General features: G+C 57.7%; 8 protein-coding genes. 7 read left to right on the top strand and 1 reads right to left on the bottom strand.

Features of this window, described 5'->3' with window-relative positions; translation table 11 throughout:
* The first annotated feature begins 14 nt into the window (after positions 1–14).
* The 4 genes from ACR0K9_RS07815 to ACR0K9_RS07800 all read left to right on the top strand — a co-directional run bounded on the left by ACR0K9_RS07815 (position 15) and on the right by ACR0K9_RS07800 (position 6,370).
* Positions 15–2,747, top strand: a complete 2,733-nt coding sequence (locus tag ACR0K9_RS07815; protein ID WP_480822104.1) for an aminotransferase class I/II-fold pyridoxal phosphate-dependent enzyme — start codon at positions 15–17, stop codon at positions 2,745–2,747.
* 17 nt (positions 2,748–2,764) lie between these two features.
* On the top strand, positions 2,765–4,213 hold the full coding sequence (locus ACR0K9_RS07810) for a biotin carboxylase (protein WP_480822102.1): 1,449 nt from the start codon (positions 2,765–2,767) through the stop codon (positions 4,211–4,213).
* A gap of 8 nt (positions 4,214–4,221) precedes the next feature.
* Entirely contained in the window at positions 4,222–5,211 is a 990-nt protein-coding gene (locus tag ACR0K9_RS07805; RefSeq protein WP_480822100.1) for a C45 family autoproteolytic acyltransferase/hydolase, read from the top strand.
* 103 nt (positions 5,212–5,314) lie between these two features.
* The gene (locus ACR0K9_RS07800; protein WP_480822098.1) at positions 5,315–6,370 is read left to right on the top strand and encodes a glycosyltransferase family 2 protein; all 1,056 of its coding nucleotides are present in this window, start codon (positions 5,315–5,317) and stop codon (positions 6,368–6,370) included.
* On the opposite strand, the gene ACR0K9_RS07795 is transcribed toward ACR0K9_RS07800, so the two are convergent.
* Positions 6,367–9,549: a glycosyltransferase family 2 protein gene (locus ACR0K9_RS07795; protein WP_480822096.1), complete on the bottom strand. Its 3,183-nt coding sequence runs from the start codon at positions 9,547–9,549 to the stop codon at positions 6,367–6,369. The genes ACR0K9_RS07800 and ACR0K9_RS07795 overlap by 4 nt on opposite strands.
* A gap of 220 nt (positions 9,550–9,769) precedes the next feature.
* On the opposite strand from ACR0K9_RS07795, the gene ACR0K9_RS07790 reads away from it, so the two are divergent.
* The 3 genes from ACR0K9_RS07790 to ACR0K9_RS07780 are packed head-to-tail and all read left to right on the top strand — an operon-like array spanning position 9,770 to position 12,812.
* The gene (locus tag ACR0K9_RS07790; protein WP_480535728.1) at positions 9,770–10,921 is read left to right on the top strand and encodes a GSCFA domain-containing protein; all 1,152 of its coding nucleotides are present in this window, start codon (positions 9,770–9,772) and stop codon (positions 10,919–10,921) included.
* Positions 10,922–10,933: 12 nt separating this feature from the next.
* Positions 10,934–11,740, top strand: coding sequence for a class I SAM-dependent methyltransferase (locus ACR0K9_RS07785; protein ID WP_480535727.1), 807 nt, complete (start codon positions 10,934–10,936; stop codon positions 11,738–11,740).
* Between the two features lies 1 nt (position 11,741).
* A complete protein-coding gene (locus tag ACR0K9_RS07780; RefSeq protein ID WP_480822094.1) occupies positions 11,742–12,812 on the top strand; it encodes a glycosyltransferase family 2 protein in 1,071 nt (356 codons plus the stop codon).
* The last annotated feature ends 444 nt before the right edge of the window (positions 12,813–13,256 follow it).

Below are 13,256 nucleotides of genomic sequence, written 5' to 3'. Positions count from 1 at the left end.
AAGGAAAAAATTTCATGCACGGCATTTCCGACAGCGAAAAGCTCCACACTATCTCGGATTACTACAGCGCCTCACAGCTGAGGGCAGACCGATGGAGCGTGCTGCGGGAAACGGCCGAGTCCCTTGATCAGGGTGCCGGCGAAAAGGATCGGGACCGGGCGCGTCAATTGCTACAAGCGCTGGCCCCGATCGAGATGTATTTTGCCTTTCCGGGCGGATCGGCGTTCGACTATCTGCGCCGGTTGCTGGACCATGGCAACTTTGGCGATTTCTCGACCGCCGTGCGCCGGGTGTCGCGGGCGCTGACATCGGGGGCGTATCGTCGCCGCTCGATCCCGCTGATTGCGGATGAGACAGAGGTTGACGAGTTCGAGGACGAGTCCACCCAAAGCCACGAAGCCCGGGCGCTGGGCCGTCCTTATTTCGAAGTAATGATCGTCGACAATGTCAACGAGCATCAGGAGCGGTTCCTGCAATCCAGCCTGCAACGGATGCGCCGCAGCGAGGACCAGTTCATCTATGAAACCGTTGTGGTTCCCAGTGTCGAGGACGCGCTGATCGGGGTTCTGTTCAACCAGAATGTGCAGGCGGTCATCGTCCGCCCGGGCCTGAGTCTGAAATCCAAGAACGAAACCAATGTTCTGGGCCGGTATATCAGCCTTTATGGAGAAGGCGCTGATCTTGATGCGCTGTCACCCTCGGAATTTGGGCCAGAGACCTGCCGCCGGATCGGAATGCTGCGCCCGGAACTGGACGCTTATCTGATCACTGATCGTTCGGCCGAAGATATCGCCGGGCTTGATTTGGGTCTGTGCCGGCGGGTGTTCTACAATCAGGAAGATTTCCTGGAACTGCACCTGAACATCCTGCGCGGAGTGCAGCGGCGCTATAAGACGCCGTTTTTTACGGCGCTCAAGGAATACTCCAAACAGCCCACCGGCGTGTTCCACGCGATGCCGATCAGCCGGGGCAAGTCGATCAGCCGCAGCCATTGGATTCAGGACATGGGGGCGTTCTACGGATCGAACATCTTCATGGCTGAAACTTCTGCCACTTCGGGTGGGCTGGATTCGCTGCTGGAACCCAAAGGTCCGATAAAGGAGGCGCAAGAAGCCGCCGCTCGCGCCTTTGGCTCTAAACAGACCTTCTTTGCCACCAACGGAACATCGACCTGCAACAAGATCGTAGTGCAGGCGCTGGTCCGGCCCGGTGACATCGTGCTGGTCGACCGTGACTGCCATAAATCACACCATTACGGTATGGTGCTGGCGGGGGCGAGCGTGGTCTACATGGACAGCTATCCGCTGCACGATTACTCGATGTACGGCGCGGTACCGATCCGTGAAATCAAACATAAACTGCTGGCCCTGCGCGCTGAAGGCAAACTGGACCGGGTGCGCATGGTTTTGCTGACCAACTGCACCTTCGACGGCATCGTCTACAACGTGCAGCGGGTGATGCAGGAATGTCTGGCGATCAAGAAGGACCTCGTGTTCCTGTGGGACGAAGCCTGGTTTGGCTATGCGCGCTTTGCCCCGAACACCCGCGTGCGCACCGCGATGCGTTCAGCGAATATTCTGCGAGAGGAATTCCGCACCACCGAACATGCCGAGGCTTACGCGGCGCAGCAAAAGGAATTGGAAGGCAAGGGTGATGACGCCTGGCTCGATACCCGTCTGATCGCGCCACCGGATGCGCGGGTGCGGGTCTATGCGACGCAATCGACCCATAAGACGCTGACCGCATTGCGGCAGGGCTCGATGATTCACGTCAACGATCAGCAGTTCAAGGGCGCGGTAGAGGAGGCCTTTCATGAGGCTTACATGACCCACACCTCGACTTCGCCCAACTATCAGATCATCGCCTCGCTGGATGTGGGACGCAGGCAGGTCGAGATTGAAGGATACGAGTTCGTCCAGCGGCAGGTCGAAAGCGCCATGGCGATCCGCCGGGCGGTGACGACGCATCCGTTGCTGAGGAAGTATTTCAAGCTGGTCACGGCGGGCGATATGATCCCCGAACAGTATCGCGAAAGCGGCATGACCAGCTATTTCGATCCCGATCAGGGCTGGGCCGACGTCTGGGATTGCTGGGCCAAGGACGAATTCGTTCTGGATGCCACCCGCATCACCCTGCATGTGGGTGCGACCGGTTGGGATGGCGATACGTTCAAGACCAAGATCCTGATGGATAAATACGGCATCCAGATCAACAAGACCTCGCGCAATACCGTGCTGTTCATGACGAATATCGGCACCACGCGCAGTTCGGTCGCATATTTGATCGAGGTGCTGGTCGAGATCGCCAAGGAACTGGACGACCTGATGGACGACGCGTCCAAGATGGAAAAGCGCGCCTTTGAGAAACGCGTCAGGAACCTCAGCGAGCATGTCCCGCCGCTGCCTGACTTCAGCCGCTTCCACGACGCGTTCCGCTGCGAACAGGGCACCGAGGCAGGGGATATCCGCACCGCGTTCTTCCTGTCCTATGACGAAGACAATTGTGATTACGTTGAGCCCGACAAGGACATGCTGAACCGGCTGGAAGCGGGCGAGGAGATGGTCTCGGCCACCTTCGTGATCCCTTATCCGCCGGGCTTTCCCATTCTGGTGCCGGGGCAGGTGATCAGCCCCGAAATCCTCAAATTCATGCAGGAACTGGACGTCTCGGAAATCCACGGATTCCGCGCTGATCTGGGCCTGCGCATCTTTACAGAAGACGCTTTGAAATCAGTCAAGAAAACATAAGGGACTGGGAGGACCATATGCCAAAGAAGGTGCTGAAGAACATCTCGGAAATCCGCCGGTATTTTCATACCAACACGGACCCGATCTATTTTGTATCGGCGACCAATTTCAACCTGTTGGGGCTGGATGAATGGGTGATGAATTTCACCTACATTTGCTACATGGACTGCTTTGACGGGCGACATCCGAACGTGTTTGTGCCTTCTGAAATGCCGCATGATGAATTCCAGTCCATCGAAGACATCAACAACTATCTGCTGCAGCACAAAGAGATCATCGATCTGGTCAAACGGCGCGGCGGCAAGCCCAAGTTTGTCTTCCTGATGTTTGATGAAACGACCGAGAAGCTGGTCAAGGAACTGGGCGGGCAACTGTGGTTCCCCAAGGCCAAGCTGCGTACCAAATGCGACAACAAGATCGAAACCGTCCGCATCGGCAACAAGGCGGGCGTGCCGTCCGTGCCCAACACGCTGAGTGTGGTCAAAAGCTATGATCATCTGAAAAAGATCTGCGACAAGGCCGGGCTGGGTCATGATCTGGTGCTGCAATCCGCCTTTGGTGACAGTGGTCACACCACGTTCTTCATCAAGTCCGAGGCCGATTTCAACAAGCACAAAGACGAGATCGTCGGCGAAGGCGAGATCAAGATCATGAAGCGGATCGACTGTCGCGGGGCGGCGATCGAGGCCTGCGCCACATCCGAAGGCACCATCGTGGGCCCGCTGATGACCGAGCTTGTGGGCTTCAAGGAACTTACCCCTTATCGCGGCGGCTGGTGCGGGAATGAAATCTTCTCGACCGCCTTCCCGCCCAAGGCCCGCGAACAAGCGCGGCAATTGACCTTTCAGTTCGGGGAAGAGCTGCGCAAATCCGGCTATCGCGGTTATTTCGAGCTCGACTTCCTGATCGACAAGAAAACGGATGAGCTGTGGCTGGGTGAATTGAACCCGCGCATCACCGGGGCAAGTTCCATGACCAACCACGCGGCCTTTGCCCATGCCGATGCGCCGCTGTTCCTGTTCCACCTTTTGGAGTTCTCCAAGAAACCCTTCGAGCTGGATGTCGAGGAACTCAATGCGCGCTGGGCCGACCCGGACATGATCGACAGTTGGTCGCAGATGGTGATCAAACACACCGATGACAGTGTCGACAGGATTACGCAGGCCCCACAATCGGGCATCTACAAGATGCTCGAAGATGGCCGTGTGGTGTTCGACCGGTTCGACTATCACCGCCGCGCGGTGGGCGAGAATGAGGCGTTCTTCCTGCGCATTTCGAATGCCGGTGACTACCGCTATGAAGGGGCCGATCTGGGCATTCTGGTGACGCGTGGGCGGTCGATGACCAAGGGCTTCAAACTGACAGACAAGTCGAAGAAGTGGATTCACGGCATCACCTCGGCCTATACCGCTGAACCGCTGCCCGCCGCGCAGCCGATGCAAGACCCCGCCTTTAAAATCATGTAGAAAGCCCCATGGCGCTTGTTTTTCGCTCAATCGACGAGGCGCAGCCCGGTCCCAAGCTGGCCGGGCTGTTTGCCGAATACTGGCCCGCCTACCGCACATGGTGGGCGCAAGAGGGGTATTCGGCCCGCCCTACCTATCGCGAATGCCTGCGCGCGCTGCAAAAGCATATGCCCGAGATCCTGCCGCTTTACGAAGAAGTGGTCGAGCTGGTCGGAGGCAAGGACAGTCAGGCGCGGTTTCTCAGCTTCTACTGCCCGCCGAAATACCTGTCTGGCTGCAGTCAGGCGATCTGGCGCGGCAAGACGCCGATTCTGGTGCGCAACTACGACTACCACCCGAAGACCTTCGATGCGGCGCTGCTGAAGACCCATTGGGACGGGCGCGGGATCATCGGGATGAGTGACGGTGTTCTGGGCCTGCTCGATGGGATCAACGATGCGGGTCTGACCGTCTCGCTTACCTTCGGCGGGCGGCGCGAGGTGGGGGACGGGTTCGGTGTTCCGCTGATCCTGCGCTATGTGCTGCAAACCTGCGAAACCACGGCCGAGGCGGTTGATTGCCTGTGCCGCATTCCCTGCCACATGAGCTATAACGTCACCGTGCTGGATGCGAAACACAATCACAGCACGGTCTATCTGGCACCTGACCGGCACCCGCAAATTTCGGACGTGCCGGTGGCGACCAATCATCAGGGCCATGTTGAATGGTCCAAACATGCACGGTTTACGGCAACGGTGGAACGTGAACGGTTTCTGCTGAACCGCCTGAACCAGTACCCGGAAAGCGAAAGGCGCTTTATCGACGCCTTCCTACGCCCGCCGCTGTATTCGACCGCTTTCAAATCCGGTTTTGGAACGCTTTATACGGCTGTTTATCGCCCCACACGAAAGCAGCTTCAATTGCTGTGGCCCGGGGCATCGTGGGACCTGTCGTTCGATGAATTTCCCGAAGGTGAGCTGAGCCTGTTGCTGCCGGACACGGCAGAAGCCGCGTATTGACCTGCGCCTCTGGCCGAATGTGCCCGATTGTGCAATCCTTGGGATCGAGCGTCGAAAGTCCTTGATTTTCGGCGATTTTAACTTGCTGAACGGAATGTGACCCATGCGCTGCCTGATCGTGACCTCCATGCGCAACGAAGGGCCGTTCATTCTGGAATGGATCGCCTATCACCGTGCCATCGGCGTGACGGATTTCCTGATTTTCAGCAATGATTGCGAGGATGGCACCGACGCGATTCTGGATCGGTTGCACACGCTAAAAATCGTCTGCCACAAGCCCAACCCGCGCAAAGGCAAGAAGACGGTGCAGTGGCGGGCGCTGAACCGTGCGTTGAACCACCGGCTGGTGGAGCAGGCCGATTGGATACTCGTTTCGGACGTGGACGAGTTTCTTTGCATTCACGAAGGCAGCGGGCAGATCGCCGATCTGATTGCCGCACGGCCCGATGCGGACGGGTTTGCGGTGCCGTGGCGCATGTTCGGGCATAACCGGCAAGTTGCTTTTCAGGATCAACCGGTAACCGGATTGTTCACCCGAGCAGCCCCCGACACGCTGCTGTGGCCGTGGCGCGCGGTGCAGTTCAAGACCCTGTTTAAGGCCGACCAGCGGTTGGATCGGCTGGGCGTGCACCGGCCCCGGCTGCAGGACGGCGCGGACTTCAATCTGGTCGACGGCAATGGCGATCCGGCCCCGGCCATACCCGGCACCGTCATTCCCAGCGTCGTGCCCAGATATGGGATGGCACAGTTGAACCATTACGCTCTGGGTTCGGTCGAGAACTATCTGGTCAAGGCCGAACGGGGCCGTCCCAATCACAGCGAAGACCCGATTGATCTGGCCTATTGGATCGACCGCGATTTCAATCAGGTTGAAGACACCGCGATCCTGCGCCATGCCGATGCAATTGCGCAAGGCATGGCCGAGCTGCGCGCCGACCCCGAACTGGATCAGCTGCATACCCGATCCGTCGCGTGGCGGCACCAACGCATCAAAACGCTGATGCAGGATTCAGAGATGTTCTACACCCACGCGCGCCTGTGTCAGATCGGCCCCACGCAGGTCCTGCCGATGACTGCCCAGCGTCAGATGTGGAGCCAGCTCATGTCGATCCGCCGCGCCATCCATGCCGAGAAACAGGCACGCAAGCGGGATGGCTAGTCCGCCACTTCGGCTTCGGTCCGTTCGGGCATGAAAATCGCATCCGGCTGATCCGGCGCCGAAATCTTTTCATAAAGGTGCGCATATTCGGGCAGGGCCTTCAACTCGGCCACTTTGCGTTTGTGCGTCTCAACCGCCGCTTTGTGCAGCGCCGCAATCTCGGCATCCGCCATCATCTGGTCCAGTTCGTCTCGGGCCCGAGGCACCCGTTGCAGGATGCGGGCGTCGCGTTCACTGTTATAGTTCCGGCGATCCCAGTAGTAACCGCCCATATCCTCATCGACATGGTTCACCCGGCCGCGATCCCGCTTGACCAGATAGCTGTCGGCAGAGCGCAAGGTATAGTGGTTCAGCGTGACCAGATCGTAGCCCAGCGACCGCTTGGTCGACCGCCAGCTGTTCGAGGCATGCACCTGTTCCGGCATCTCGCGCCCCGATCCGTTGACCCAGCGCACCTCGGACAAACGGTCCTGATCCAGGTCCAGCGGCCTGTGTACGCCGATCTTGCCGTAGGGCGCGGATTTGTGGACCATCGTCTTGAATCCCCACCCCATACGGGGCTTTGGGATGAACTGCGGCGCACAGCGATCAAAGGTTTCGATGACCCAGGCGTCTTCGAAATCAGTGACGCCGGCGTTCCCGAACAGCTTCCATGTCATCGAGATCAGGTTCGGTTCATTCATCGCTGAAAACAGCTCGGGCAGGGTACCGTCGCCCACATGGATATTGATGAACTCGTCGCAATCCATGCACATGTACCAATCAGCATCCGAGATCAAAGGATGGGTGATTGCGTGGTTCAACGCGCCGCGCTGCGGCTTTTGCCCTTTGTCCGCCTTGAACGGATTATCCAGCCGCGTCACATATCCCAGCGCCTGCAATCGGTCCAGCAGCTCGACCGTCTCGTCGGCGCAGTCGTTGGTATAGATCAGAAAATCCGTCACCCCGATTGAGCGATGATAGGCAACCCATTCCAGCAGGAAGGGGGCCTCATTCCGCATCGTCGTCACCAGCGTGATCTTGTCACGTGACAGTGGGGCGGCGGGTTTGAGCGGCGAGAACAGCGTCTCGACCCGTTTCCGGATGCTCTCATACGCCTCTTGCGCGTCATCCCCCAGCAGGATGGGATGGCCCGAGGATTGCAGAACCGGTTGTTCCTCTGGCGGCGTATCCTCAGGCAGTGCGGGTTCGGGTTTGTCGCTGACAAAGGGTTCACCGGTCAGTGCGGTATGGGACAGCGACGCAAAGTCCGGCTGCACCTCGTCCGAGACACTGTGGGACAGGATATCCTGCGCCAGAGTCTGGTAAAGCCGGTTGTACTCGGGCTGATCCTTCAGTGCATTGATCTTGGCACGATGCCAGTTGCAGCTTGCCTCATGCAATTTGGCCAGCCGTGGGTCCGACAGCAGATCATCGCGCATCGGTCTGGATTTCTCGAAGTGCGCCTGAATCGAGTCGTCCTGTTCATCATTGCGGTTGTGGATGTTCCAATACCCGATGCCCTGCTCGCGGTTGATGTGGTTGGTGCGGCCCCGGTCGCGTTTGACCAGATAGCTGTCAAGCGAGCGGATCGAGTAGTGGTTCAGCGTCACCAGATCATAGCCCCAGCTTTCCAGTGACGACCGCCAGCCCTTTTCGCGATAGCGATCAGGCATCTGGCGCCCCGATCCGTTGACCCAATGAGGCATGGCGCCGGAGACCGGTTCCAGCGGGCGGTGGATACCGAATTTCGAATAGCTCGACGGCCTGCGGGCGAAGGTCTTGAAGCCCCAGTTGTGATGCGGCACCCGCACTTTCTGCGGCGCGCAACGGTCAAACTGCTGCGGCACCGGGCTGTCGTCGAAATCGGCCACGCCGGAACAGCCAAAAAACCGCCAGGTCATTGCGATCAATTCGGGGTTCCCGGTTGCCTCCATCAGGGACCGCAAAGTGCCCTCGGGCGTGTGGATGTCGATGTATTCATCCACGTCAAACACCATATAGGCATCTGCGGCCTGAATGATCGAATGATCCTGCGCCAGCGCCAGCGCCACACGTTGCGGTCGCTCGCCCTTGTCTATGCGCGCCGGGTTGTCGACGCGGGTGACGAGCCCACGTTCCGCCAGCAGGTCCAGAATCTCATCCGTGCCGTCCGAGCAATCGTTGGTGTAGATCAGGAAATGAGTGAAGCCCAGCCACAGGTGATAGGCCACCCAGTCCAGAATATAGGGCCCTTCGTTCTTCATGGTCGTCACACCGATAACAGATTTCAGGGGGGCAGCGTCGTCGGATGCGGGCGTGGCCGCCGTATATTGTTTACCGTCGATCTCTTCCCTGAACACTTTTGCGAAGGCGCTGTTGGGGTCGGGGTTGGGATAGTCCCGCAAGGGCGCGTTCAACGGGTTGATCTTGTGCTTGATCAGCAATTGCCCCAGCAGGCCGGTCGGATCAGGCACTCCCTTGTAGTGTTCCGCCAGAAACTTGCGCATCCGTCGACCGTACAGATGCACCGAATAGGTGTTGTCGGTGACGTAATCGCTGATCTTGTTGTTGGGTTTGACGATCTTGCGCCGGTCCTTGAATGTATAGGGATACAGCCCCTCCTGCGGGAAGGCATAGCGGTGTTCGCCGGTCTTGTGCAGGAAATGCGACACCGCGTGCGGCCCCCAGACACCCCATGGCTGTTCGCCCGCATGAACCGGGTTGCCCGCGGCCTTCTTCTCTTCCAGTTCCCGGACGTATTTCTTGCCATACCATGTGGGGATGGCAAATTCATCCGAGCAATGGTCCAGCAGCAATTGCAGCGCTTCGCTGTCGCGGGGCAGGCCCAGCACGCCGCCATTGATGTGTTTCTTGCTTTCCCAGCCAAAGAAATGGCCGGTCTCGGTGACGAAAGGCTTGCGGCAATAGGCGTCCGTATCGGCCCAGATCATCCGGTCCGCACCGCACAGCATATGATATCTGAACAGATCGGAATGCAGCGCCGGAGAACCGGTGCGCTCATGCACCAGGAACCCGGTTTCGGGCAGGATATCGGCGGCATCGCGGAACTCGACTCCATCGGGCACGCGGTCGACATCCTCGTATGTGTAAAGGATGGTGTGATGCCCGGCATCTAAGAAGGACTGAACGCAGAGCTGCTCAAGAAAGCTCAGCGATCCGCGCATCCAGAGCATGCCGATTTGGTGAAGGTCTGTCATGTTCCGCTCTGAAACCTCGCCTTGGTCGTCATGGGTGTCCACCGACCGGATTTTTGACAACTCTATTGGATCAGACCGGGTGCGTCCAGCAAGCCTCAGGGAAAAGGCGGGCAACAAAACATTGCTAGAATTCGCGTGGTGTTGTGGGTAGATATGGCTGCGACAAGAAGGTGCAGTTTCAGCCAACGATAAGCGCCAGAGCAACCGACCTGAGGGTGATATGGCAAGATCGAACCGTGCGCGGCATTTCAACTTTCAACGCACGAACAAAGACACGCCCGAGTTCAGAACATGGTTTCGGGGTGAACACACAAATGCCAATCCGACCGTGGCGCGGATGATCCCGGCAGAAGCGGTGGGAAAATACGTGTTGAAGGGCTGGACCCCGAAAGAGCCGTTTATCACCCCGGACACGCAGATCACGGCATTTGGCAGCTGCTTTGCCGCAAATATCTCGGAATGGCTGTCGCGCCGGAACTACCGGGTCCTGAACAAGGACGAAGAAGCCAAGGACGCCTATGTGGTGACCTGTGGCGAAGGTATGGTGAATTCCTTTGTGATCCGTCAGCAATTCGAGTGGGCGTGGGAAAACAAGGTTTTCGAAGGAGAGCTTTGGCATGGCTACAAGGCTGAATCTTATGGCTATGACCCAGAGGTTCAGGCGGAAACCAAACGTATTTTTGACGAAACCGATGTATTTATCCTGACGTTCGGATTGTCGGAAATCTGGTATGATGAGGTCACCGGAAATGTGTTCTGGCGCACCATTCCCAAGGATGTCTATGACCCGTCACGGCATAAGTTTCGCGTCTCGACCGTTGAAGAGAACAAGGACAATCTGCGCGCAATCTACCATCTGATCCGAAAGCATCGCCCGGATGCCAAGATCCTGTTCACCCTGTCACCGATCCCGCTGATTGCGACATTCCGGGATAACTCGTGCCTGACATCGAACTCGGTCTCGAAAAGTGTTCTGCGCGTGGCTTTGGATGAAGTCGTGCGCGAGTTCAAAGACGAGGGCGTTCTGCATTACTGGCCGTCCTATGAGATCGTCACTGACGTCTTCAAACTGCCCTATGTCGCCGACCGGAGGCATCCGAAACAGGCCCCTCTGCGCTTTATCATGACCCTGTTCGAGCACACCTGGTGCGTGGACGGGGATGCCCCCAAACCTTCGTTGCTGCAAGCCTGGGCGCAAGCCGGTGCCGAGGCCGAGCTGTTCCCGCCTGCCATGTCGCGCTGCATCCTGGCCAAACGCTGGGGCAGGTTGCAGACCCTGATCGACAAGGGCGAATTCGACAGCGAGCCTGCCATCAACACAGCGCTTTTGAAGCTTGCGCAGGAACTGGTCGATGCTGCGGATGAAAGCTGAGGTACGCTGACGATGGTTGCGCCGAACACGCTGTCGATTGACGATTTCAAACTGCGCGGACAGGTCGGTATTCGCGGCACGCGCACTCTGATCAACGTGCAAGAAATTGCATCCAAAGATGGTCCATACCGGTATCTCGAGATTGGCTCGTATCTGGGTAAATCCCTTCAGCCGCATGTGATGGACGACGATTGCCTCAGCGCGCTGTCGATCGACCTGCGGCCCGACATGACCCCGGATGAGCGGGGGGCGCTGGACCAGTATCAGCATGTTACCACCCAGCATATGCTGGACGGGCTGAGGCAATATGCAAGCGACAGCCAGATGCAGAAATTGTCCACGCGTGAGACAACCTCTGCGTCGCTGCGCTCGGACCCGCCTGTGGATCGGTTTGATCTGGCCTTCATCGACGGAGAGCACACGATCACCGCGGCTTTTGCAGATTTTCTGAATGTGCTGACGGTGACGAATGCGCAATGCATCGTGGTGTTCGACGATACCCATATCATCTATCCGGCCGTCCAGAACGCCCTGTCCTATCTTGAGAGCTGCGGAACCGAACACGCGGTGGCCTTTGGGGGCGGGCACATCACTCCGATCTTCATCGGCCCCGATGCTGAAGGCCGGGCTGCGCTGTTCAAGGACAGCAATCGAATGCCGCTTGATGTGCTGGAGGCGAAGTATGACGAGGTGCTTGCCAGCAGCCATATGACGCGCAGCATGACGCGCTTCTTGCGGCAGAGCCCCGATCTGCGTAGCAAAGCTGCCCGTTGCCTACGCAATCTGGGATACCGGATTGCCGCACCCGAGGAGGGTTAGGATGGCAGCAGACAGCTCAGCCCCCGTGCCCATAGCTAACCGCGATATGCCCGACCCTTCGCACAAGTTGGATGACCCCGAAGTTACGGTTTTTACCGTGATGAAGAACGAGGGCCCCTTCATTCTCGAGTGGCTCGCGTTTCACAAATCCATCGGCATTAAGAACTTTGTGATTTTCACCAATCACTGCACCGATGGTACCGATCTGTTGCTCGACCGGTTGGATGAGAGGGGTGTGGTTACCCATCTGCAGAACCCCGCTGTGATGATGGAAAAGACATACTATCATCCCATCGCGATCAAATACGCGTTGCAAATGCCAGTGGTCAGGCGGTCCGATTATATCATCTCAATGGACGTCGATGAGTTCGTCAATATTCGCGTGGGCCAAGGGCATTTCACCGACTTGCTGCGCGCCGCCGGTCCGTTTCACGCCCTGTCGATGAGCGAACTGAACTTCACCTCAAGCGGCCACCAGAAGTTTGAAGATCACTGGATAACCGAGAACTTCAAAGTGCACGAAAATCCCCGGCCCGGGCGATGGAAAGCTGTGCGCGGCGTAAAGACCATTCTGAACGGCACCGGGGCGTTCGAACGCCCCACGAACCATCGCCCTTTATTGCGACCCGGGACAGAGAATGACGTGATCTGGCTGGACGGATCGGCCCGCCCCGTGCCGGAAGAGTTCATGACGGATGAAAAGCTCAAAAGCTACGATTGCCGGGGCGCTTATGATCTGGTTGCGCTGAACCACCATGCTTTGCGATCTGTGGATTCGTTCATGGTCAAGATGGATCGTGGCGACGCGGTCGCCAAATGGCGCAAAGTGAACCGCAAATATTACCGCGTTCGGATGCGGGGCGGGTCATCGGAAAACTGGATCGCACCTCAACTGCCTGCCGCGCGCACTGCCGGGGCCGAATTGCTCAGCGATCCGGAAACAGCGCGACTGCATCAGCTGTGTGTGGCGCGCCACAAGGCGCGGATCGCCGAAATCGCGGATCAGCCGGAAGTGCGCGAGTTGCGGGAATGGATTGACGACAAATATTTTTCGGAAGACAGCGACGCTTAAAGCTTGGCGTCGCGCGTCATTGATTTTTCCAAGCTCCAGATTTCTAAGAGTATTTTGCGATAGCGATGTATTGCCAAACAGATGCACAACCAATCCCGATGTGTTGCCTGTTGAAGTCAAGCATTCGGAAAACCGGTCGTTATTCTCTTTTGGGGATTTGGTGCCCAGGAGAGGCATCTAATCCTTGTTTCAGGGTGTTTCATCATGTACCAGAATTTCACAGGATGATTGTTTTTCAGTGATTTAACTGTTTCACCGTGTTCCACCACGCCCCACCGTATACTATATATGGAGGGTGGATAGAGAGGTGGATGAGTGTCTCGCCCATTGAACAAGCTCAGCGCATCGACGCTTGTCTGTCATCAAATGATTTGGAACACGAGCGGTTGATTGGCTTTGGAGGCTCAGGCTCGCTGTAGTTTCAATTTACGCCGCGTTTTGATG

The sequence above is a fragment of the Ruegeria sp. L12 genome, from assembly GCF_056531745.1.
This window is presented reverse-complemented; position numbering and strand designations above follow the sequence as displayed.